The sequence below is a fragment of the Pseudomonas sp. BGI-2 genome (genome assembly GCF_004310295.1).
GTDB lineage: Bacteria > Pseudomonadota > Gammaproteobacteria > Pseudomonadales > Pseudomonadaceae > Aquipseudomonas.
The window spans coordinates 22,652-44,450 of sequence record NZ_SISB01000014.1 but is presented as its reverse complement, the minus strand read 5'-3'; the positions used below and the strand labels follow the sequence as shown (position 1 = coordinate 44,450).

20 protein-coding genes are annotated in these 21,799 nt (G+C 58.0%); 2 read left to right on the top strand and 18 right to left on the bottom strand.

The features are described 5' to 3' along the window. Nucleotides 1–33 precede the first annotated feature (33 nt). From EYC95_RS11770 to EYC95_RS11760, 3 genes are read right to left on the bottom strand one after another with little or no spacing between them, the layout of a single operon-like run. The gene (locus EYC95_RS11770; protein WP_131060504.1) at nucleotides 34–1,503 is read right to left on the bottom strand and encodes an ATP-binding protein; all 1,470 of its coding nucleotides are present in this window, start codon (nucleotides 1,501–1,503) and stop codon (nucleotides 34–36) included. Next, nucleotides 1,503–2,789 carry a restriction endonuclease subunit S gene (locus EYC95_RS11765; RefSeq protein ID WP_131060503.1) on the bottom strand — a complete coding sequence of 429 codons (1,287 nt, stop codon included), beginning with the start codon at nucleotides 2,787–2,789 and terminating at the stop codon, nucleotides 1,503–1,505. Before EYC95_RS11765 ends, EYC95_RS11770 begins: the two co-directional genes overlap by 1 nt. Continuing rightward, complete coding sequence (locus EYC95_RS11760) at nucleotides 2,786–5,179, bottom strand: class I SAM-dependent DNA methyltransferase (RefSeq protein WP_131060502.1); 2,394 nt, start codon at nucleotides 5,177–5,179, stop codon at nucleotides 2,786–2,788. The genes EYC95_RS11765 and EYC95_RS11760 overlap by 4 nt, the downstream gene beginning before the upstream one ends. Nucleotides 5,180–6,091: 912 nt before the next feature. Here EYC95_RS11760 and EYC95_RS11750 point away from each other — a divergent pair. Beyond that, a complete protein-coding gene (locus EYC95_RS11750; RefSeq protein ID WP_131060501.1) occupies nucleotides 6,092–6,385 on the top strand; it encodes a DUF3077 domain-containing protein in 294 nt (97 codons plus the stop codon). A 65-nt stretch (nucleotides 6,386–6,450) separates the two neighbouring features. Here EYC95_RS11750 and EYC95_RS11745 read toward each other — a convergent pair whose 3' ends face one another. The 6 genes from EYC95_RS11745 to EYC95_RS11720 all read right to left on the bottom strand — a co-directional run bounded on the left by EYC95_RS11745 (nucleotide 6,451) and on the right by EYC95_RS11720 (nucleotide 10,494). After that, entirely contained in the window at nucleotides 6,451–6,666 is a 216-nt protein-coding gene (locus EYC95_RS11745) for a hypothetical protein (protein ID WP_131060500.1), read from the bottom strand. Next, entirely contained in the window at nucleotides 6,663–6,929 is a 267-nt protein-coding gene (locus EYC95_RS11740; protein WP_256656950.1) for a hypothetical protein, read from the bottom strand. Before EYC95_RS11740 ends, EYC95_RS11745 begins: the two co-directional genes overlap by 4 nt. 20 nt (nucleotides 6,930–6,949) lie before the next feature. Continuing rightward, on the bottom strand, nucleotides 6,950–7,579 hold the full coding sequence (locus EYC95_RS11735; RefSeq protein WP_131060498.1) for a hypothetical protein: 630 nt from the start codon (nucleotides 7,577–7,579) through the stop codon (nucleotides 6,950–6,952). Continuing rightward, a complete protein-coding gene (locus EYC95_RS11730) occupies nucleotides 7,576–8,142 on the bottom strand; it encodes an RNA polymerase sigma factor (RefSeq protein ID WP_131060497.1) in 567 nt (188 codons plus the stop codon). Before EYC95_RS11730 ends, EYC95_RS11735 begins: the two co-directional genes overlap by 4 nt. Before the next feature lies 1 nt (nucleotide 8,143). Further along, entirely contained in the window at nucleotides 8,144–9,844 is a 1,701-nt protein-coding gene (locus EYC95_RS11725) for a VWA domain-containing protein (RefSeq protein WP_131060496.1), read from the bottom strand. A gap of 89 nt (nucleotides 9,845–9,933) precedes the next feature. Continuing rightward, nucleotides 9,934–10,494 (bottom strand): YbhB/YbcL family Raf kinase inhibitor-like protein, encoded by a 561-nt coding sequence (locus tag EYC95_RS11720; RefSeq protein WP_131060495.1) that lies wholly within the window; start codon nucleotides 10,492–10,494, stop codon nucleotides 9,934–9,936. A gap of 139 nt (nucleotides 10,495–10,633) precedes the next feature. Between EYC95_RS11720 and EYC95_RS11715 the strand changes: the two genes are divergently transcribed. After that, nucleotides 10,634–12,163 (top strand): apoptosis inducing factor family protein, encoded by a 1,530-nt coding sequence (locus tag EYC95_RS11715; protein ID WP_131060494.1) that lies wholly within the window; start codon nucleotides 10,634–10,636, stop codon nucleotides 12,161–12,163. Nucleotides 12,164–12,238: 75 nt separating this feature from the next. Here EYC95_RS11715 and EYC95_RS11710 read toward each other — a convergent pair whose 3' ends face one another. The 9 genes from EYC95_RS11710 to EYC95_RS11670 form a co-directional block, all read right to left on the bottom strand. After that, nucleotides 12,239–13,744 carry a YdgA family protein gene (locus EYC95_RS11710; protein ID WP_131060493.1) on the bottom strand — a complete coding sequence of 502 codons (1,506 nt, stop codon included), beginning with the start codon at nucleotides 13,742–13,744 and terminating at the stop codon, nucleotides 12,239–12,241. Nucleotides 13,745–14,027: 283 nt separating this feature from the next. Further along, nucleotides 14,028–14,663 carry an NADH:ubiquinone oxidoreductase subunit N gene (locus EYC95_RS11705; protein WP_131060492.1) on the bottom strand — a complete coding sequence of 212 codons (636 nt, stop codon included), beginning with the start codon at nucleotides 14,661–14,663 and terminating at the stop codon, nucleotides 14,028–14,030. An 82-nt stretch (nucleotides 14,664–14,745) separates the two neighbouring features. Beyond that, entirely contained in the window at nucleotides 14,746–16,194 is a 1,449-nt protein-coding gene (locus tag EYC95_RS11700) for an efflux transporter outer membrane subunit (protein ID WP_131060491.1), read from the bottom strand. Next, nucleotides 16,191–17,078, bottom strand: coding sequence for an HlyD family secretion protein (locus tag EYC95_RS11695; protein ID WP_131060490.1), 888 nt, complete (start codon nucleotides 17,076–17,078; stop codon nucleotides 16,191–16,193). Before EYC95_RS11695 ends, EYC95_RS11700 begins: the two co-directional genes overlap by 4 nt. After that, nucleotides 17,075–17,284, bottom strand: coding sequence for a DUF1656 domain-containing protein (locus tag EYC95_RS11690; protein WP_008148151.1), 210 nt, complete (start codon nucleotides 17,282–17,284; stop codon nucleotides 17,075–17,077). Before EYC95_RS11690 ends, EYC95_RS11695 begins: the two co-directional genes overlap by 4 nt. Beyond that, on the bottom strand, nucleotides 17,281–19,353 hold the full coding sequence (locus EYC95_RS11685; RefSeq protein WP_131060489.1) for an FUSC family protein: 2,073 nt from the start codon (nucleotides 19,351–19,353) through the stop codon (nucleotides 17,281–17,283). Before EYC95_RS11685 ends, EYC95_RS11690 begins: the two co-directional genes overlap by 4 nt. Beyond that, entirely contained in the window at nucleotides 19,350–19,778 is a 429-nt protein-coding gene (locus EYC95_RS11680; RefSeq protein WP_131060488.1) for a MarR family winged helix-turn-helix transcriptional regulator, read from the bottom strand. The genes EYC95_RS11685 and EYC95_RS11680 overlap by 4 nt, the downstream gene beginning before the upstream one ends. 130 nt (nucleotides 19,779–19,908) lie before the next feature. Further along, the gene (locus tag EYC95_RS11675) at nucleotides 19,909–21,384 is read right to left on the bottom strand and encodes a Fic family protein (RefSeq protein WP_131060487.1); all 1,476 of its coding nucleotides are present in this window, start codon (nucleotides 21,382–21,384) and stop codon (nucleotides 19,909–19,911) included. A gap of 143 nt (nucleotides 21,385–21,527) precedes the next feature. Further along, a complete protein-coding gene (locus EYC95_RS11670) occupies nucleotides 21,528–21,710 on the bottom strand; it encodes an antitoxin (RefSeq protein WP_131060486.1) in 183 nt (60 codons plus the stop codon). Nucleotides 21,711–21,799 lie beyond the last annotated feature (89 nt).

Here is a 21,799-nt window from a genome sequence, read left to right as displayed (position 1 = left end):
GTCAAATGACCGGCAAATGAGCGTCAAATGAAGTCATACCCAGCCTGGGACATAGCGATAGACTTTGCGATTGGCCTTGGGATCATACAAGCGGATCAGGCCTGCTTCGATGGTCTGCTTGATGATCCGGCTGGCCATAGCGCTGTTACCCTCGTCGATCTGAAATCGTTTGCGCAACGAGGTGTTATTCATTGGCTCGCGATTCACATACTTCAGGCAGCAGTGTTGGTAACAAGCGCGAATGCGGTCCTCCGGCTCCATGTCCTTGTAATCCTTGTGAGCAAACAGCACCACGCGAGTGTGCTCGTCGGTTTGCTCAAAAATTGGCGCTGGGAGCTGGTAAGTCTCGATTTGGGCGATCACCTTGTCGATGCCGCTGCCGCGCTCCTCGCAGATGCCGATACGGCGCATGAACGAGGCCAGCGCCTCGTTGCGACTGCGCGGCGGGCTGTCGAGAAAGCGCTGCGGGTCCACCAGAGGCACTCCAGGATTGGTAATTTCCATGCGCCGCTCGAACAGCTCGATCATCGGCCCACTACCGCTGAGGTTGAAATCCTGATGAATGATGGCATTGGCCACCAACTCCCGCAGGGCTAGTTCCGGGTACATTGGAACCTCCTGACGGAAAGCCTTGCCGATTTCCTCGTTGGTCGGCAGAAGGGTTTTCAAGGTGTCGATAACTCCTTCGAAGCCCAAGGCGTAGCCCTTGTTTCCGGTGAGTTCACGAATGGTTTCCAGTTTTCCGCTGCCCTTATAGTGGATCACACGTACAGCTTTGCGTCCTAAGGCAGGGAAATCTTGCAAGCGCTTGGCAAAAAGTATGGCGCCCAGGTTGGTGATATGCCATTGCCCACTGTCGCTGCGCTGGATCATTCGGTCGGCCGCCAGCGCCGCGAGTATCGCGTCGCGCCCCTCGGGCAAGTGCTGGTTGGTCAAGTCGAAGTAAGTCGAATAGTTGAGCAGTTTGAGCACCTGATCAACGCCTAGGTTCTGCGCAGCCAATTGCTGTTCAAAGGGCACTCGGTCGAACACGCGCCAGAGCGCCCGCTCCTTTTCAGGAAACTCGCGCAGTTTCTTCTTGTAAGAGCCGATCCGGATGTATTCGATGCCATCAAACTGAACCGGGGTATGACTGGCTGCTTGGACTTCCAGTATCACTACCGGCTGGCTATCGGTGGCGGGAAACTCGAAAAAGCGAAAGTGGATTTTCGGCGAGGTCTTTTGCAGCAGCCAGCTTTCCAGCTCCTGCTGCTTATAGCGGGATGCAGAGGGTTTGAAAGCCGTACCAGTCACGGCGTGCCTGGCATCGTCAATGCCCCAGAGCAAGTAGCCATACTGCTTACCGAGTAGGGCGGCGGCATTGGCCAGCGCCGAGATGTATTCGCCGATCATCGGTGCATCGTCGTTGTCTTGCTTGAACTCTACCCACTCGGTTTCATGCGGCAACGCGCAAAGTTCTCTGAGCAGGGATTGCAGATAGCCAAGGTCGCGCTCCACCGTCATCAGGCGATCTCCCGTTCCTTTACATCTGCAGGCTCAACTACGCCAGGTACCTTGATCTTGCCGGTTACAGCGCAGCTGATCAGGGTAGATTTGTATTCCTTGATCTTGGTAATTTGTCGTTCAAGCAAAGCAACGGCAGCATCCTGCTTCTGCATTGCATGCTCGATAAACTTCACGATTGTCTGCTGCTCTTCAACAGGAGGAACCAAGGTTATCAACTGCCTAAAGCCATCCCAGTAGAGCCTCTTACGGAAGTCTGTAATGCCCTTGGAGTAACGATCCATCTGCTGGATAAAGATGGGTGTGCGGTATTGGTATTCGAAGTATTGGGCGTTGAGGCGCGGACAAGGTATTGCAATGGTATAGGCAGGGCTGACCATTCCCTCCACGCGCACCGCACCAATTGCCCCTTGCCAAGCCCGCATCATGTTGAAGGCGATATCGCCTGGTCGTACAATTTGGTACTTGGTTTTATCTTCAATCTTTACACGGCCACGGATGTTGTCATCCTCGGATATCTCTTCCTTAGACACGCCGGAATGGATGGAAACCGATAGCAGAGGCAATTCTTCTTTTCCAGGTTCGACTCGTTCATGGAACAAGGCGCGGTTGGCCATAACTTCCCAATGTGCCGGAATTTCGCCGATCCATTCGATGCCGGAATCCCGCATGGGCGCATCAGGGAAAATACCACGTGTTACAGCCTGCTGAATCAGTATCTGCTTACGCTCTTTAAGCAGCTCAATCTGACGCTCTTTGATCTGGATTGTCTGATCTATTTGGTCTGATTTGTGATCTATAAATTCTGCAATTGCTTTTTGCTCTGCCAGTGGCGGGTGCGGAAATCGTTGGTTCTCCACCACCGCCACTGATATGCCGGGCTGTGCTGTCGACTGAGAGAGTCTATTGAAATCAGCAGTTCGAATCGCTTCGCCAATCCATGTAACGCTGCTCCCTGACTTCGGATATACAACCACGGCATGCTCGGAGGCAAAGAAATATCCTGACGAGTAGTTGACGTTACCACACAGAGCCCCCTGCCTTCCGATCAACGGGAGCCTGCCGATATTATTGAATGATTTGGTGTATCCCCGAAAACCGTTCCCTCCAAAAACAGGATATCCGTCCTCCGTAAACTGCTCTGGCCGAATGGTGTCGCCGCTCTGAAGTTTGGCGATGTATTTCAGCGCCTTTATCTCCCAATGTACTGGGACTTTACTTGCCCAATCTATTTGGGTTTTTTTATAGCGTGAATATCGCGGCAAATGAAACTCTATTTGGGTCATGACGACACCCCAGAGAGTTCTTCAACCCTCAACCCCAAAATTTCCGCAATTAACCCTTCCGCCTGCTGCTCCAGAGCCACAATTTCCCGCGAAACTTCTTCCATGCTGCGCAATGGCTGATGCTTGTAGAAATGTTTGTTGAAACTAATCTCGTAGCCGATCTTCACCGACTCCAGGTTGATCCAGGCTTCCTCGACATGAGGCTGCACTTCCACCTTGAAGAAGCGGTGGATGGAATCAGCCAGTGGGATGCTTTCGCTGTCGCGCAGCTCGCTGCTGGATTCATAAGTGATGAACTCACCGGGCTTGCCATTAGGGTAATAGCCAAAATCCACAAGCTCGGGCTCGCTGCAGTTCAGCCGCTGCTGCAGAACCGCCAAATGTGTGCGGTCAAACCTCTCGACTTTGCGAATCACCTTAGCGGCTTTTTCGTCGTACCAACTAACGGCATTCAGCAGCTGGTTACGCTCGCTGGCACCGAGCTTAATACCGGAGTCGCGATGCAACTGTTTGAGCACCTTGTCTACCTGTTTGGCGAACACATTGAAGTCGTCGAACTCGTTGGTGCCGACTGCCTGCATCAAGTAGTTGGCCACGGTCACAAGCAGGGACTGCTTCATCCAAACTTCGAGGCTCAGCACCTTCTTGCGTTGTTTGGCGTTGAATTCCAGTCCCTGATCCTCGCACCACGAGAGAATAGCCATTTCGTTCTTGGCCAGAGTCTGATCCTGGTACACCGCCTCGCCCCACTGGCCGTAGATCCATTCCATGGGCTCGCGCAGTGACTTATCGAAGCGCAAAATCTCGATGCGCTCGGCGCTGAACTGAGCCTTTCGCCGATCAGGCCGCTCGATATTGACTTTGTGGTAGCCGAAGTCACGGTTGTCGAAGACTCGGGCAGCGATACCGTCGCTGCCGCCCTGACGGTCGATGCCGTCCTGATTGAGGTAAGCCTGAGTAATCAACTCGATATGCTCGGCAGCGAACTCGCAGTTCTTATTGCCCAGGTTCTTGCGCATCTTGCGGTACAACAGGCTGGCGTCGATCAACTGCACCTTGCCCCGTCGATGGGCCGGTTTGTTGCTCGATAGCAGCCAGATGTAGGTGGTGATACCAGTGTTGTAGAACAGGTTGTTAGGCAACTGGATGATGGCGTCCAATAGGTCGTTTTCGATGATGTGACGGCGGATATTGCTCTCGCCACCACCAGCGTCGCCGGTGAACAGGCTGGAGCCGTTATGTACCGAAGCGATGCGTGAGCCCAGACCAGCTTCGCCCGGTGCTTTCATCTTGCCGACCATCTCCATCAGAAATAGCAACTGTCCGTCGCTGGACCGCGGGGTGGCGTCCTGCACTTCTTCGTTGCCCCAATAGTCCCTGAGCGTTACCTTGAAGCGTGGGTCGATGACGTCACCGCCCTCCTTGATGAATTTCTGCTCACTCGCCCAGCTCTTGCCGTAGGGCGGATTGGACAGCATGAAGTCGAAGCGGCTACCGGCAAATTCGTCGACGGACAGGGTGGAGCCAGGTCGGATGTAGGCGGGGTTATTGCCCTTGATCATCATGTCCGACTTACAGATGGCATAAGTCTCGTCGTTGATTTCTTTACCGTAGAGGTAGACGTCCCGCCGTGTACTCGGGTCCGGGTACTTCTCTTCGATGAAGTTCTGCGACTCGGTGAGCATGCCGCCGCTGCCGCAGGCCGGGTCATAGATGGTCATAACCGCAGGCAGGCGATCCTTGATCGGGTCGAACACCAAGTGGGTCATCAGCTCGATCACTTCGCGCGGGGTGAAGTGCTCTCCCGCTTCCTCGTTGTTCTCTTCGTTAAATTTACGAATCAGCTCCTCGAACACATAGCCCATGCCCAAGTTGCTCAGGGCCGGCAAGCGATTGCCTTCCGGGTCCTCGTTATCGTTCGGGGTCAGGTTGATATGACGAGAGGTAAACTTTTCCAGCACATCGAGCAGTACGTCTTTGGCCGCCATATGGCGCACCTGGGCCTTGAGATTGAAGCGCCGGATGATGTCCTTTACGTTGCCGCTGAAGCCGTCGAGATACTCCTCGCAGTTGGACAGGAGGATCTGCTGATTGTTGGTGGCCGTCTTCTGTAGCTGACTGAGCGTCCATTTGCTGATGTTGTAGAACACATAGCCGGAAGCAGCTTGCAAAGCGCTTTCGTCCAGTTCGGTCAATCCCATTTCACGCTGAAGTGCCAACTCATCCATTACTTTGGATTTGGTCGGCTCCAGCAAAGCGTCCAGGCGACGCAACACCACCATGGGAAGAATGACGTCGCGGTACTTGCCGCGCACATAGATATCCCGCAGGCAATCGTCGGCAATGGACCAGATGAAAGAAACCAGTTTGTTGTGGACCGCGTGGTTCACTGCAGATACTCCGTATCGAAGACGCTGGCCAACCGGGCGACTTGGCAGCCCAAGGGTTGACGAAACGCAGCATCTTAACCAAATGGGGCCGGAACCGGGCTGAAATCTGGCCCATGGAGCAGCCGTCGATCACCTTGTTCCGGCTCTTTCGGATAGGGATACTTCGCGGCTCACTCCTAGGGTTGAGCGGACGCTCCCGTCGAAGGCGGGATTACTGCCATGACCAGGGCTGGCGGAACCTCAAATGGTAAAAAGAAAAATCCAGACAATAAAACCCCTGAGCAGTCTCTGCACCGGAGTGCATCAACCGACAGGGGCCGTGTTGTTGGTGATTATAAGGGGTGAGAGCATCTCGGCAACTGCTGGTTGGTCCGATGCAACCGTCAAGGAAAACTTGACGGTTCGATTTGAGTGCGCGCATCAGACTCAGGAGCCCGATGGCTTTCCTAAATTTCTTGGGTAGTTTCTTGGGCGGTTCTTGGGTAGTTTCTTGGGTAGTCAGCAACCACCAGAGCTCTGACAAACGCCGTTGCCATTCACCCAACACCCGAGGTTGCAGGAGATCCACCTGCACGATACCCTTCCGCCGTCGCTGCCAATTCAGCGACCGGGCTTGGTAACCCGAGAGTTAAGCGCAACAGCGCCCCAATCAGATTTGCAGGCGTTTTTTTATGCCCGCAGTTTTGAGCTATGGCGGCTGTGCGTGGGACGTCTTCGGGCGTGCCGGATTCCTTGACTCCCGGTTTACCAACCTGCGCACAGCTGTCACCTATTCGCTTGGTAACGAAAAAGTGGCAGTTCCACGTCAAGGAGCTAGACCATGCGCAATATAAATCCGTACAAAATTCGTTTTACCCCTCAACGCGATTTCGAATCGCTATCCCACCGCACCTCCATCAATGGAGGTGGCAAATGACCGAGCAATCAGAGCTGAAAACCATTGGCTTAACGCCTGCCATCTACTGCTCGGATCAGGCTGTGTTCCACGTCACTCGCGGTGTGCCTCTCGGTGATGCGTTAGCCATGGCTTCCGACTTTCTGTTCCTCGCCAAAGCATTATCCAAAGATGCTGCCTACGACAGAGAAAGTGATCGTCATGCATGGGCTTCGCATTATTTGACGGCGCTGAGTAAAGCGTTGGTTGATGATGCGGTGAAAGTACTGACGCGAGGGCCCGCGTCGCGTAAGGAAAAAACCGCAGAATAGCGGCAACCCACCATTCAAATTGCAGGTCCTGACATTGCTAGGGTCTGCAATTTGAAAGAGGAGCGCTATCTCGTGCCGTTTTGCTTAGCTTCGATGCCATCAATGAGCGCATAAAGCTCTGCAAACACTATTTCGGCAGCAAAATCTGGGCGCGGATCACTACGGCAAGCTGCAATGGCCTCAGCTTGAACCCGATCAAGCACCTGCTGCGAGTCCGTGTATGACGCGCGCTTAGCCGCCAAGCCGCCATGATCGGGAAGGTGCATATTGCGGCTTTTCATTCCGTCGTCCAATCAAACTCGTCGTACTCATCATCCTCTTCGTCCTCAACCTCTTCATCATCAAGAACGTCTTCCTCCAGCGCCTCCTCTGCCTGCTTCGCCAGAAGAAACTCCTTACGACTCTTCGTCACTGCTCGCCGCAATTCCTCACCCTTCACAGGGCAGTTGAGCATTTGGGCGATGCGATCGATTTTTTTCGCCACGGCTTCCTCCAACGCATCGGCTATGGCCCGATAGTGCGCGCTTTCGGGTGTTGATGCCAAATCGCTGGGCGCTTTGCGTCTCAGTTTTTCTGCAGATTCTTGAGTCGGACGGTGAGATTCTCCTTGGGAAAGCGTTTGTGCAACGTCGCCATCAGGTCGTCGGCCGCTTTGGTTTGACCGGCACTTCGCAGGCGAATCACTTCCCGCAATTGATCGTCGAGGAACTTCGGTGGAGCCGCGAAGCGTTTACTGACCTTCGCTTCTTCAGCCATGTCAGCGCTGATCGATTCGCTCTGCGCGGGCGCAGCCATATCGGCCATTGGCGCCACAGGCGCAGGCGCGGACATCGCGCCAGCCGGGGCCGCCATTGAGCGGGCAACCGATGCAGGCACTTCAGCGGCTTCTTTCTTGGCCGCAAAAGACGAGGTTTTGGGTGCCGGGGTGGAATCGTAGGTCGGCACTTGCTCGGGCGTACGTTGCACCAGCGCCAACATCAGCGCGACACCAACAAGGCTGGCGAACGCGACTTGCCAACGGGGTTTCTGGCAGGCCTCGACCCAGCGTTGCCACAGGTTCGGTTTCGGCACAGGCGTTTCACGGTGTGCGGCGGCCAGAATGAACGCGTCGAGATGGGCCGGTGGTTCATCGGTCGCGTGTTCACGAAAATGCTTCACCACATCGTCTTCCGGTGTTTTGCGGGCGTCAGTCATGTCAGTACCTCCTCGGTCAGCAGCCGACGCAGTTTCTGCTGGGCGTAGCGCAAGCGACTCTTGACGGTTTCCAGGGGTGTTTCGGTGAGGGTGGCGATCTGCGGCAGGTCGAGATCGCCGTGGGCGCGCAGCAGGAAGACTTCGCGCTGGTCGGCGGGCAGGTTTTGCAGGGCGGCTTCGAGGCGCTGGCTGTCGCGGCTCAGGCTCAGCAGTTGCTCCGAGTCGGTCGACTCATCAATCACGGCGTGGGTTTGTTCGTCATAGGTGTCGTGCAAAGGGTTGTGGATTCCATGTTTGCGCCAGTGATCGATCAATCGGTTGCGGGCAATCTGAAACAGCCACGTACGAAAATTCGCCCGGCCTTGTGGTTGACTGGTGCTGCGGATCAGGCTCAGCCAGGTTTCCTGGTAAACCTCTTCGGCGAGTTCGGGCTTGCCGCTCAAGCCGAAGAGGAATCGGTAGAGGCCCTGGCGATGACGGGCGTAGAGAATCTCGAACGCTGGCCCGTCGCCTGCGCGATACCGGACCAGCAGCGATTCGTCGCTCGGTTCAGGCGCAGACATGTCAGTTGTACTCTCCTTTATGCGACTCACTGTTGGAGGCGGAGGTGGTCCGCAGGCTCTGCGCCAACTCCACCAATTGCACGAATTCTGCCCGCAGACCGAATCGGTCGTCACCCCGTGCACCGCGAGCCAAAGCCTCGGTGTCCTTCATGTTGAAATCACCGGTATAGCGCCCGTCCTTGAGCTGCTGGGAAAACGCTGCCACGGCCGCCGCAAATCGCAGGTCATCACTGGCTTTGCCGATCGAAGCACCCGCAATCGGCCGCTCGATCAAGCGACTGTTCCCACCTTCAGGCAGCTGATAACGCACACGCAGCATCGCCAATTCCCCGGTTGCAACAGAAGCAGCCGACTCAGACTTGCCATACCGCAGCTGCTCCAACCAGCCCTTCTCACCCTTGGGCACAATTTCATACAACGCCGTCACCGTGTGTCCTGCACCGATTTCACCGGCATCGACTTTGTCATTGCTGAAATCCTCACGCTTCAACGCCCGATTCTCATAACCCAGCAGCCGATATTCGCTGACCTGCGCCGGGTTGAACTCCACTTGCAGCTTCACGTTCTTCGCCACCACCGCGAGGGTAGAACCGAGTTGATCCACCAGCACCTTGCGCGCCTCGCGCAGGTTGTCGATGTAGGCGTAGTTGCCATCGCCGGCGTCGGCCAGTTGCTCCATCAGGTGTTCATTGTAGTTATCCACACCAAAGCCCAGTGTGGTCAGGGAAACACCGGTCTTGCGTTTATCCACAGCCATTTGCTTGAGGCTGTCGAAATCACTGATGCCGACGTTGAAGTCACCGTCTGTGGCCAACAGGATGCGGTTGATGCCTTTGGCAATGAAAGCCTGCTGCGCCATCTGATAAGCCAGTTCGATGCCCGAGGCTCCCGCCGTCGAGCCACCGGCGGTCAATTGATCGATCGCTGTACGAATTTTCGCTTTTTCCCGTCCGGAAGTTGGCTCCAGTACCACACGCGAATCGCCGGCATAGACCACCAGCGACACCCGGTCCTGCTCGCGCAGTTGATCGACCAGCAGCTTCACCGTGCTTTTGACCAGTGGCAGACCTTCGCGCCGGTCCATCGAGCCGGACACGTCCACCAGAAACACCAGGTTAGCCGGGGCCAGTTCCGCTACCGCACGGTCCGAGGCCTTGATGCCGATGCGCAACAAACGGGTATGCGAGTTCCACGGCGACGGTGCCAGTTCGGTGGTCACGCCGAAGGGCGAGCCATCGGTGGGCAACGCGTAGTCGTAGGGAAAATAATTGACCATTTCCTCCAGCCGCACCGCGCCTTCGGGCGGCAGGCGTCCCTGATTCAGCAAGCGGCGAACATTGGCGTACGCGCCGGTATCGACGTCAGCACTGAAGGTCGAGACCGGTGCCTCGGCCACGCTGTGAATCGGATTATCCGCCAGCGCTTGATATTGCTCGCGCTGCTCATCCCGATAACCCGGCGCAGCCATCTCTGGCGCAAAGCCCGCCATGGGGGCCGGACGAATGCTGCGTTTGGCCATCGAGGCATCTGCCGCAACGGACTCGTTGCGCACCAGCGCCTCAGTCGTCATTGCACCTTGAGCCGGTGGCGACACCACAGCGGAGTCAGGTTCAGAGGAAACGCCGCAACCGGCAACGGCCAGCAGCAACCCGACGGCGAAACCCTGGGCGGCCGGGCGGAGGAAATGCAGAGGGAGGGACATGGGGGCTGACCTCAGGAGGAAATTGATCCATTCATCCTCTGAGACGAGCCCCCGTTCAGGTTCGGGTTAAACCGGCAGAAAAATTATCTTCAGCGGTGATAACGCCGCACCACGCTGCTGTTTTTCAGCACATGGCCTTTGATTTTCTCCAGCAACTGCGCCCGCGTCAGGCCGGAGGGCAAGGCGTCCGGAGCGAGGTCCAGGGCGTAGAGCTGAATAATGTAGTGATGCGCACTGTCGCCAACCGGCGGGCAAGGACCGACATAACCGGTGGTGCCTTTGCTGTTGGTGCCGCCGACGCCTTCAAGGGCGGATTTTGCGCCAACACCGGCCGCAATCTGGTGCGTTGTGGCTTTGATGCCGTAATGCACCCAGTGATCGACACCCTGACCTTTCTGGCCGTCGGGATCGTGCATGACGATGGCATAGCTCAAGGTGCCCGCCGGGCCAGTGTTCCAGTTCAGCGCCGGTGACGCGTTGTGCCCGCCGCAACCCGGGGCATCGCTGGCGGCGGCCGAGGTGAACAGCCGGTCATCCGTGACACCCGGGATATTCAGGGTGAAACGCTCCTGGGCCTGCGCCGGAAATTGCACACACAGGGCGACTGCAACGGCCGCCAGCCAAGGGTTCAGAGAGGTCAATCGGGTCATTCCGGAGCACCTTGTGCGGATGGGGCCTTCTTCGGCTTGCGAACTATAGCGGTACCGTTCATGCGGTGGCAGTGGGAATTGGCTGAACCTCGGGTTAAGCGCCAAACTCTTAAGTGAATCGCCTGCCTGGAGAGTGATCATGGCCCTGCACCGCGTCGCCCGTTTCGCCGATGTGCCCGAAAACCGAGGCCTGGAAGTACGGATCGCGGACACCAAAATCGTTTTGCTGCGGGTCGGCGATCAATTGCGCGCCTATCAAGGCGAATGCCCCCACGCTGGGGCGCCGTTGGCCGAGGGTGCGCTGTGTCATGGGCGCCTGATCTGCCCGTGGCACAAGGCCGCGTATCGGATCGAGGACGGCGGGTTGTGCGAACCGCCGGCCCTGGACAGTCTCAAGCGCTATCCCCTGGAAATGCGCGATGACGAGGTCTGGGTCGACGATCAGCCGCTATCGGATCCCCACACACCGCCGGCCGATGATGAGCGCACGTTTGTGATCGTCGGTGCCGGGGCCGCCGGTACGGCCGGTGCGGCGGCATTGCGCGAGAAAGGCTTCGGCGGCCGCGTCGTGTTGATCGACCGTGAAGCCGAGGCCGGTTACGACCGGACGGTACTGAGCAAATTCGTGATTGCCGGGGAGATGCCGCCAGAAGAAGTCCCGCCGCTACGAGACGAAAGCTTTTACCGCGAGAAGCGGATCGAGCGAATCAACGGTGAAGTGGCGAGTCTGGATGCAGTAAACAAAACACTGCGACTCGCTGACGGTCAGTCGCTGACCTATGACGCTGCGTTGCTCGCTACCGGCGGCACACCCAACCCCCTCGCGCTGCCCGGCGCCGACTTGCCGCAAGTTTTCCTGCTGCGCTCCAAGGATCAGGCGACGCAGATTCTGAGCGCCGCGAAACCAGGCCAAAGGGCGGTGATCATCGGCGACAGCTTCATTGCCTTGGAATCGGCGTCAGCCCTGCGCGAATACGGTCTGCAAGTCACCGTTCTGGCCCGCCACACGGTGCCGTTCGCCAAGCAGTTCGGCGAAGCGGTCGGCAAGGCGATTCGTGCCCTGCACGAGGCCAACGGCGTGGTGTTTCATACCGACAGCGAAGCCGCGCAGATCGAAGGCACGGACAAGGTCGAAGCGGTGAAACTGGAAAACGGTCAACGTTTGCCAGCAGACCTGGTGCTGGTCGGCATCGGTGTCAGCCCGGCAACGGAACCGTTTGCCGATCTGCCCAAAGAAAAGGATCGTTCACTGCAGGCCGACGACGGCATGCGCGTGGCCGAAGGGCTCTGGGCGGCGGGTGATATCGCGACCTTCCCGCTCAACGGCCAGCCGCAACGGATCGAGCACTGGCGCCTGGCCCAGCAACAGGCACGCATCGCCGCGACAAACATGCTGGGCGGCGACGAACACTACCTCGACGTTCCGTATTTCTGGACCTGGCACTTCGGTAAAAACTACGACTACCTCGGCCATGCCGAAACCTGGGACGAAGTCGAGTTCAAGGGCAACCCTGACCATCCTCCTTTTATCGGTTTGTTCAGCAGAAACGGCGTGGTCGCGGCAGCAGTTGCCTGCGACAAAGAGCGCGCGATGGCGATGCTCGCTGAACGGATGAAACAACCGTTGCCGGTGGATGAAGCGTGGCGGCTGATTCGGGACGTGGATTAGCGTTAAACACCACACAGCAAAACGCCCGGCGTCTGCGTGTCGCAGAGGCCGGGCGTTTCGTTGAAGCGAGCGGTTTTACTGAATCGGTGCAACGCCGCCGAGCTTGCTCATCACGAAGCCGACAAATTGCTCAACGGTCATATTCTGGCCATTGAACTCCACCTGATTGTTGGCGTAGTGCAATTGGGTGACGATGTCGTTGCCTTCCAGTTTGGCCAATTGCGTACCGACCGCCATGCTGCTGAACATGTCCGCGGTCGCCGTCGCCTGATCGGCAACGAGCTTGACGTCGGTCTGACCGTCGATTTCCGATTGCACGGTGAGAAGGTCAACGAGCATTGGCTTGGACACTTTCAGATTGAAATCCAGCAGCGCAATCAGCTGTTGGGTCAGTTGGTCTGGCGGCAGGTCCATGGACTGCGGCTTGGTCAGGTCGAGCACCAGGTTGGCGCGGCTTTCACCATTGGTGGACTTGAACGACAGATTCTCCAAAGCCACCTGCGGGCCAGCGGCGAGCAGTTTTTCCAGATTGGTTTTGACCTGCGCCTCTTCGGCCGGGGTCAAGACCAGTTCTGGAGCCGGTTCACCGGCGGCAGCAGCCTCAGCGGCAGCCTTTTCGTACGGCTGCAGCTTGGTCTGGTAGATCTGCATCAGCGCCATGGTCGCCGGCATATCGAGGTTCTTCAGGCTCATGGCCATCTGCGCAGAGCCGACAGTCTTGCCATTCAACGACACTTCGCCAACCTTGTAATCGGCACGTCCCGAACCACTGGTGCCCGATTCTTCGGTCAGGTTCTTCATTTCAAATTTCTTGAGACCCAACACAGACTGCTTGGCACCGAAGGTAGTTTTGCTATTGGTCAGCTCCAAGGTGTTGTCGCCGATGTAATAGCCGTAGCTGCTTTTGGTCAGGTTGCTGGCCACGGTCAGGCCGTTCAGCTCGACCTTCACCGGCGTCTGGTCTTCAGCCACCGTGGTCAACGTCATGCTGTCCATGTAGCCGTTGGCCTTGACCTTTTGGGCCTGGGCGCTGGCGGCGACGTCGAGGTTCAGGCCGGAAAATTTCAGGTTGGACTTGGCATCCAATGCGATGTCCAGCGGCAGGAATTCAAGGGTGCCGTTGGTGGATTCGTCGTAACCGATATTGACCAGGCCCTTGAGTGGAGACTGGTCCTTGGCAGCGGCGAACCATTTTTCGGTGGCCGGGGTTCTTTCCAGTTCGTAGTGACTGGTGGCCATGACCGGCAGCCATTTCAGCGACACCAGACGCGAGAACGGCAGCGGACCGTGTTCGATGTGGTCGACGAACAACAACTCGACCGGCGCTTCACCAAACATTTCACCTTCGCCCTTGAGGCGGTAGTGCGCGGTGCTGCTGAACACATGGCGCTCCAGCGACACCAGTTCCAGCGACGCCGTGCCGTTGGAACCGACCAGCGCGGCATTCAGCTCTTTGTTGGCGTCGGCGATCGAGGTGTTCAGCACGCCTTCGATTTTGGTGCCGGTGTACCAGGCACCACCGGCGCTGATTGCACCGATGGCAACGACGATTCCAAGAAGCACGCCTGCTGATTTATTCATGAATTACCCGATCAATGTCCGTTGTTGAAAATGTGGTCGTCTTCCCTGAACCCATGACGGGTTGCGGTCGCGACTGCGCTGAAAGTGCGATGCAGATTAGCATCAGGCGCACCGGGCGGCCCAATGTTTAAAGGTTAAAGAGTGTCTATTGACTGCGCATGAGGGTTGAGAGTTCGGCGGGCATGAAATCGCCTTCGCGGGCAAGCCTCGCTCCTACAAGGATTATGCAATACCTGTAGGAGCGAGGCTTGCCCGCGAAGGCGTCGGTACCGACAACATCAATTCAGGAGTATTGGACCTCCATCTCATCCAGCTGATGATCAAAGCTTTTCAGCCGCGCCGTCCACGTATACACCAGCACTTCAAAATCGCGATTGATCACCGCCCCGCCCGTCACTTCCGAGCGCGGATCGCAGAAGTCCAGCTGATAGCGTTCGCGGGCCATGGCAGTGGCAACATCGGAGAGCTCACGGGCATTGTTGAGCCAGTGCCTGTCGTCTTCAGAGACTTGCTTGTCCAGTTCAAGGCACTGTTTTTTCAAGGTCTCGAGGCTTTTTTCCAGCGGCGTGCCGGTGAGTTCGCCCATGACTTCCTGGAACGTGCGCCCCGGTTGCCAATAGCTGCCCCAGAAATACCGGTCAAACACTGTTTCGACCCGACGCAACGCCACCTTGGTGTCCCAGATCAGCACCAGGGTCTTGCCTTGTTCAAGTTGTCTTTTTTTGATCCGCTGGCCCTGGACTGAAGCCCAGGCCACCACGACGATTGCCATCACCGCAATCAGCGCCGCGGCGCTGTCCAGGAACACCAAGGCCTTGTCGATCTGGTGGGCCAGCATGATGCCGTAGAAATAGGTGGCCGACAGCAACACCAATGCCGCTATAGCGCACCAGAAGCCGGGAGCATAAGGGTTTTTCATTATTGGAATCCCCATGACCAACGCGAGCCTTGATCGAAGAGGTCAACGCGTGACCTCATCAAATCAAAGCATAGCAATGCACTCAGGGTTTGCCGGGCTGTGACGCTTGCGTTCGTCCGCTTTCCCAACCACCGCCCAAGGCGAGGAACAAATCGATCTGGCTCATGGCAACTTGGGTGTTGGCGGCAGCCAATTGGGCCCGCACATCGGTGTAAGTGCGGGTGGCTTGCAGGTCCGCCAGGAACGACGCGCGGCCGGCCTGGAAGAAGCGGTGGGTCTGGTCTGCAGCCAGTTGCGCCGATTGTTCGGCGTCGGCCAACGCATCGCGGCGTTGCAGCAGTGCGGAGTACTGCGCCAGGCTGGTCTGGGTCTCACGGATGGCGTTGAGCACCATGCCATCGAAGTGCGCCAGCGTGCCTTGGGTCGTCGCTTCAGCCTCGCGGATTCGCGCCCGGGAGCCGTTGGACGGCACGGTCCAGGTCAGCAAAGGGCCGAAGCCCCAGCGATTGGTCGCCGGTTTGCCGAGATTTTCGAGGATACCGACAGTACCGACGGTCGCGCCGATGCTGATGTCCGGGTACAACTCACCCGTGGCGATGCCGATGCCGGCGGTCGCGGCAGCCAGTCGGCGCTCGGCTTGGCGCACATCGGGTCGGCGTTTAAGCAAGGTTGCGCCGTCACCGACCGGCAACAATTGGGTGATTTTCGGCAGTTCGGCGCAGGTGGCGGTTCCGGCAGGCAACTGCTCGACCGGTTTGGCCAACAGCATCGACAAACGGAACAACCCGGCCTGACGCGCCGCTTCATAACGCGGCATGTCGGCGCGCAAGGATTTGAATTGGGTTTGCGAGCGAGTGACCTGGGTTTCGTCGCCGCGCCCGGCGTCGCGCAGACGCTGGATCAGCGTGGTGCCCTGGGCTTGCAGGTCGAGGGAATGCTGGGCAATTTCCCGCTCCTCGTTGGCCGCGCACACCTGGGTGTACGCCCGGACCACATCGGCCACCAAAGTGATGCGTGCGGTATCGGCAGCGGCCTGGGTCGCATCCGCATTGGCCTTGGCCGCTTCGATACCGCGCTGCAAGGTGCCGAACAAATCGAACTGATACGAAGTGGTAATGCCGATGTCGCCGACGTTGGCCACCGGCACTTTCTCCGGTAGCAAGAAGGCTTCGCCGGACTCCTGCAAACGCTGGGCGCCAAGCTTCACACCGGCGCTCCAGCCGCCCGCCGCCTGCGCTTCGTCGACCTGCGCGCGGGCACGGGCCAGGCTCGCCGCCGCCACGCGCAAATCGGTATTGGTGACCATGGCTTGCTGCACCAATTGATCGAGGCGTGGGTCCTGATACAAGCGCCACCAATCGGCGGGCACTGGGGCCGAAACGACGTTTTTACCGTTCACCGCCAGGTCGCCCTGCAAGTCTTCACGGTGAATGGCGGCCTCGTCCGGCAAGTGATAATCCGGTCCGACCACCTGACAGGCCGACAGCAACAAGCCTAATCCGGCGACGGCCAAACCCGAGGCCCTGCTCATTTCGCGGGCTCCTGCGGTTGGTCATCCATGATCGACACTGTCGCGGTGCGCCCGGCGATCATGCGGAAGTCCGCCGGTACGTCATCGAAGGCAATCCGCACCGGAATCCGCTGGGCCAGTCGCACCCAGCTGAAGGCCGGATTGACGTTGGGCAGCAGGTTGCTGCCGCTGCTGCGGTCGCGGTCTTCGATGCCGGCGACGATGCTTTCCACATGGCCGCGCAAACGCGCGCGGTCGCCGACCACTCGAATGTCGACCGATTGGCCGACATGAATGCCGTCGAGCTTGGTTTCTTCGAAATAGCCATCAATGTGGAACGAATTGCTGTCCACCACCGACAACACCGGCCGCCCGGCAGTGACGAATTCCTGTGCACGCGGCGCGCGGTCGTTGACGTAGCCGTCCACGGGGCTGCGGATGGTCGAACGGTCGAGGTTGAGCTGGGCGCTGTCCACCGCCACCTGAGCTTCCATCAAGGCCACTTCGGCACGGGCCACCCGCGACTGGCTTTCTTCCAGTTGCTCGCCCGGCACCAGATTGCCGAGGCCACGGTTCCGCTTGGCTTCGCGTTGCGCCTGGGCCAAGGTTTCCTGACGGTCGGCGACCGCTGCCTTGGCCTGACGCAAGGCCAGTTTGAAACGGTCCTGGTCGATGCTGAACAGCACCTGGCCGCGTTTCACCAACTGGTTGTCGCGCACTTCCACTTGCTGGATCAGCCCGGACACGTCCGGGGCGATCTGCACGATGTCGGCACGGATGTGCCCATCCCGGGTCCAGGGCGCGAACATGTAATACATCACCATGCGCCAGACCACGACGACGGCGAAGGTCACGATCAGCAGGGTCAGGACCACGCGACCGAGGGTCAAAAAAGGCTTTTTCATGTCATCAGGTATCGACTGAGTGAGTCCACGGCGCCGAGCAGCAAGGCGTAGAGAGCCACGTTGAACAATGCCCGGTGCCAGACCAGACGGTAAAAGTGCAGGCGCGTCAGCAACCCGTGCACCAACAGGAACAGCACGTACGTAATGCCCATCAGCACCAGCAGCGTGGGCAGGAACACCCCGCTGATATCCAGATCACCGATCATAAAGGCGCTCCATCGATGCCATGGGGAAGCGGTTCTTCAAGTTCGCCCGAGGCGACGAATTCCACCCCGGGCAGCAGCGACAGACGCAGACCGCTCAAGGCATGCAACAGGTGCAGACGCGCGCCTTCATCGCACTCGGTGTTGAGGGCGCGGCGGGTGCGGTCGAGGGTCATCAGCAGCGGGCTCGGTGCCGGCAATCGCTCGCCGGCCTTGAGGCAGGCTTTGAAATACTCGCCAACTTCGGCCACCACTTGCTGCAGCAGCACTTGCGGTGCGCCGAGCACCCGCGGCGTGTAAGCAAGCAGGTCGAGCAAGTTCAGCGCCACGCGCACTTCCCGCAGTGCAATGCCGGTGTCTTGCCCGGTCATGGCCAGACGTGGCAGATGCTGCATCAAGCGGTCGAGCATCTGCACACCCAAATGCCGGTGTTCGGCCAATGTAGCCGGCTCAGTCAGGCTGACAATGTCGCGCCAGCTGAATCGGGTCAGGCGCTTGGCCGCCAGTTCCGCACCGAACGGCCGGGCGATCAGCGTCCAGACAAAGGCAAACAGCAAGCCAACGGGGCCGGCCAGGTTGGAGTTGGCGAAGCTGAGGAAATCCGCGTCGTAAGCGCCCTGAATGCTGATGAACGACGAGGTGTTGACCAGGGTCAGCAGCATGCCCAGGTAAAACTGCGGCTTGACCGTCAGGGTGCCGATGCAAATGAACGGCACGGCAAACGCCAGCACCAGCATCGGGAAGTCATGCAGATTCGGCAGCACAAGGAACAGATAAAGACTGGCAAACAACACCGACATCGCGGTCCAGAAAAAGAACCGGAATATCTGCGGTGCCGGGTCGTCCATCGAGGCGAAGAAGCTGCACGCCACCGCTGCCAGAATCACTGCGGCACCGCCGTCGGTCCAGCCGAGCAGAATCCACAGCACCGACGCGACAATGATCGCGGTCACCGTGGACGCCGCCGAATAGAACATCAGCCCACGGTCAAGAAACGGCGACAGGCGACCCAGACGCCAATGCCGATACACCGCGCGCCAGCTGTCCTGGCTTTCGCACTGAATGGCGTATTGCAGGCTGCGGCAGTCTTGCCACACATCAATCCACTCGCCGAGGCGATACAACGCGTTGGAGAACAGCAGCTGTTTGCGGTCATCCAGCGCTTCGGCGGACGGTTGCAAGGCCTCAAGCTGATCTTTCAGCGCCTGCCAGCGGCCGAGGTCGGCATCTTTGTGATCCAGCCATTCGGTGGTCACGGTCAACAGCGGCGCGAACTTATCCACAAGCTCGGGGGTTCTTCGTTCAAGGGCGTAGAGCGCGTCGTCGAGGGCGTCGATCACCGGCAGCAGGTGAATCATCCGCCCGCGCAGTTCCTTGGTGTTGCGCACCGTCTGCGGCCGCGCGCCCTCGTGGGGCAACTGACCGATCATCAGCTCCAGGCTGTTGAAGGTCGCCACCATCGCCGAGCGCAAGGCACTGACTTCCTCCGGCTGTACGTTGCGGCTGAGGAAACGCAGGCTGTAAGTCGAGGCATCGGCGAACCATTTATTCACCGAATCGTTGAACACCGGCGCCAGCCGCCGTGGCCAGAACATCGCACCGACCACCGCCGCCACGGCGATGCCGAGGAAGATTTCCTCGGTTCGCGCTTCCGCGACATCCCACACCGCCAGCGGGTTATCGACCACCGGCAAGGCAATCAGCGGCAACGTGTAACCGGCGAGCATCAGCGCGTAACTGTTGGCCGTGCGCAGATGCAGGGACAGGAATAGCAACGTCCCGGTCCACAGCGCGATTACGACCACCAGCACATAGGGGCTCTGGACAAACATCGGCACGAAAAAAACCGCTGCCGCCGCACCGAGAAAAGTGCCGACCGCGCGGTACAACGCCTTGGAACTGGTGGGGCCGACAAACGGGCTGGAAACGATGTACACGGTGGCCATCGCCCAATACGGACGCGGCATTTGCATGAGCATGGCGATGTACAGCGCAATCATCGACGCCGCGAACGTACGCACCCCATAGAACCAGTCCCGCGCCGGAGGAACGCCGGTAAAAAATCCGCTCAAGGGTTCGCCACCGACGGCGGGGTGGCCGCTTCAAAGGCTCTCAGTACCCGCAGCGTCGCTTCCAGATCACTGCGGTCAATGCCTTCGAGCACTTCATTGCGCAACCGCACCAGCTCGGTCTCGACAGCCTGCACCAACTCCCGACCGGTTTCCGTCAGGCTCAGGCATTTGGCGCGCCGGTCATGGGCGTCTTCGGTGCGACGAACGTAGCCGGCATGACACAACTGATCGAGCAGACGCACCAGCGACGGACTCTCCATCCCCGCCGCCTGCGCCACCGTCACCTGCCGCACACCCTCGCCCAGACGCCCGATCATCAACAACGGGACGGCGCAGGCTTCAGAGATTCCATAGTTGACCAGCGTGGTCTGGCAGATCTTCCGCCAATGCCTGGCGGCCACCACCATGGAGCTGCTGATGTTCATCTGGAGAGCGTCGAGGTTTTTCGGCACGAGGGGAAACACACACTGTTAGTTTGCTAACTATCAATATGGCATTGGAGGGGAAAGCTGGTCAAGTTTTGAAACAATTCTGGGACCGGAGGGATGCCTCTCCTTAGCCATCACCCAACAATCTTCCCGCTTCTCCCTCTATAAAATCCAAAACCTCCTCCGACACGCTGTACTGAAATTGCTTGCGTCGGTGTTTTGAAACCTTGCCGTCGTTGTCCAGGCACATCATCACCAGCTTCGACAGATCGCTACCCCGTACATCGAAACGCTGATTAACCGCTTTGACCACACGGTCGTAACGGTCCAGAAACTCAGTCTCCTCTCGCAGTTCAATTTCCAACGCGCGGCGTGCCATCTGCAACGTAAATTCGACGCAGCGAGTGGCGTCCCAGAAACGATAGATGGAGGGGTGGCCAATGAATTCGAAGGCCATTTGATCGGCGTCCAACCAGGTGACGTTCCAGAAGTCGCGAGCAGGTTTTGAGAAATCCTTCAGCGTTTCCAGGTAGTTCGCCTCCTCGTGTTTCATCGCCACGGAGACGGGCAACAGCAAACCATTTTCCAAGGCGCCGGAATGGCAAAGGGTCTGGTGAATCAAGAAGCGCGAAAGTCGACCATTGCCGTCCATGAACGGATGAAGGAAGACAAATCCGAAAGCGGTTACGGCAGCCGCTACCAGCGGGTCGACTTGCCTTGAAGACTGATTGGCGAAGGTCATCAACTCCTCCATCAGTTCACGGCACAGATCCGGTGCGGGTGGGACATAGCTGACCCCAGCAGCGCCCCGCAAACCGTTATGCAAGTGGTTCTGTTCATGACGAAACAGGACAGCTTTGTCGAAAGGATTGGAAACGGTGCTGTTCTGCAACTCGACCAGATAGTCTTCACTCAGCTCACGCCCTTCATGGGCCTGGCGCAGTAGTTGAACAAAGCGGCGTGATTTTTCTTCGCTGGGTTCTTCTTTCTCGATGGCGAAGGAATCGCGGGTTTCGTGCAGGTAAGCCCAGTTGATGGCTCGGTCCATCATTTCGGGCGGTAATGTCGCCATAAAGGCTTTAGCTCGGCCGAGAATGTCGAGACTGAGCAAGGCTTCGAGTTCAGGCGTTCGTTCTACGGTGGCGCAGTAACGCAGAGAGCCAAGCCCATTGAACTCAATACGCCAACGCGTGTTTCTAACAATCGGGCCAGTTACATAACGTGCGGGGTCGAAAAGCGGCGCAAACCTGCTGTTTATCGGGATTGCATAATCGAGTCGCCGATTCGTCAACTCTTCCCAGAGAAAGCAGGCCTTTCGAACAAAGACGCCATTCGGTGCTTTTGCCAGTTCTTGAAGCAATTGCCCGGCAGCAACAGCTTCAAGCGCGGCGGCCAGAATTCCGAGATTGATGCCTTCATGTTTAAGCGCAAAAAAAATGTGTTCAAGAGTTGAATCGGTTGACGGTGCTACCGATTGAGGAACAGCCAGGCAATCCCCAATCATCGAGATGCGAGTGACAGGTTTGACCATAGCCACACGCGTCGGCGCGATAACTTTGAGTTTTAAAGCATCATGGAGGTGTGCGTATCCAACCCGGGGCATTGTGCGTGTCCACAGAAAAAGTTCACAAACGCGATTAAAGCCCAGATTTCTGCAACGCCTGTAAGTTTTTTGCACATTTCGGTCGTTTCGCTAAGATTTTTACACCCCGCCAGCGTTTTTTGGCACGCGTAAATGGTTCGATCTTAGAGATCATCCAGATTTACTGAAATCGGTTTTTCATGCCGGCGTGAACGAATAATTTCCAACAACTCACGGTCATCGAGGCGTTCCATCGCGCACTCGAAAACATCGGCCGGAACCAATGTCACAGGCTCGCCAGGTGAACATTTCAGTACCGCTGATGGATTTTTCTTCACTTCAGACATTATTTTTTAACCCCCGATGCTGACCGGTTCGGTGCCTAGGCCAAATTGGTTATGAACAGAAAAGGCAGGCTGCGGGCACCGCGCGTCGC

Coding starts and splice junctions, on each gene's coding strand:
- EYC95_RS11710 (WP_131060493.1), bottom strand. CDS start 13,744: ATGAATAAATCAGCAGGCGTGCTTCTTGGAATCGTCGTTGCCATCGGT.
- EYC95_RS11750 (WP_131060501.1), top strand. CDS start 6,092: ATGACCGAGCAATCAGAGCTGAAAACCATTGGCTTAACGCCTGCCATC.
- EYC95_RS11735 (WP_131060498.1), bottom strand. CDS start 7,579: ATGACTGACGCCCGCAAAACACCGGAAGACGATGTGGTGAAGCATTTT.
- EYC95_RS11715 (WP_131060494.1), top strand. CDS start 10,634: ATGGCCCTGCACCGCGTCGCCCGTTTCGCCGATGTGCCCGAAAACCGA.
- EYC95_RS11695 (WP_131060490.1), bottom strand. CDS start 17,078: ATGAAAAAGCCTTTTTTGACCCTCGGTCGCGTGGTCCTGACCCTGCTG.
- EYC95_RS11730 (WP_131060497.1), bottom strand. CDS start 8,142: ATGTCTGCGCCTGAACCGAGCGACGAATCGCTGCTGGTCCGGTATCGC.
- EYC95_RS11705 (WP_131060492.1), bottom strand. CDS start 14,663: ATGAAAAACCCTTATGCTCCCGGCTTCTGGTGCGCTATAGCGGCATTG.
- EYC95_RS11680 (WP_131060488.1), bottom strand. CDS start 19,778: ATGAACATCAGCAGCTCCATGGTGGTGGCCGCCAGGCATTGGCGGAAG.
- EYC95_RS11720 (WP_131060495.1), bottom strand. CDS start 10,494: ATGACCCGATTGACCTCTCTGAACCCTTGGCTGGCGGCCGTTGCAGTC.
- EYC95_RS11700 (WP_131060491.1), bottom strand. CDS start 16,194: ATGAGCAGGGCCTCGGGTTTGGCCGTCGCCGGATTAGGCTTGTTGCTG.
- EYC95_RS11675 (WP_131060487.1), bottom strand. CDS start 21,384: ATGCCCCGGGTTGGATACGCACACCTCCATGATGCTTTAAAACTCAAA.
- EYC95_RS11745 (WP_131060500.1), bottom strand. CDS start 6,666: ATGAAAAGCCGCAATATGCACCTTCCCGATCATGGCGGCTTGGCGGCT.
- EYC95_RS11765 (WP_131060503.1), bottom strand. CDS start 2,789: ATGACCCAAATAGAGTTTCATTTGCCGCGATATTCACGCTATAAAAAA.
- EYC95_RS11725 (WP_131060496.1), bottom strand. CDS start 9,844: ATGTCCCTCCCTCTGCATTTCCTCCGCCCGGCCGCCCAGGGTTTCGCC.
- EYC95_RS11770 (WP_131060504.1), bottom strand. CDS start 1,503: ATGACGGTGGAGCGCGACCTTGGCTATCTGCAATCCCTGCTCAGAGAA.
- EYC95_RS11690 (WP_008148151.1), bottom strand. CDS start 17,284: ATGATCGGTGATCTGGATATCAGCGGGGTGTTCCTGCCCACGCTGCTG.
- EYC95_RS11670 (WP_131060486.1), bottom strand. CDS start 21,710: ATGTCTGAAGTGAAGAAAAATCCATCAGCGGTACTGAAATGTTCACCT.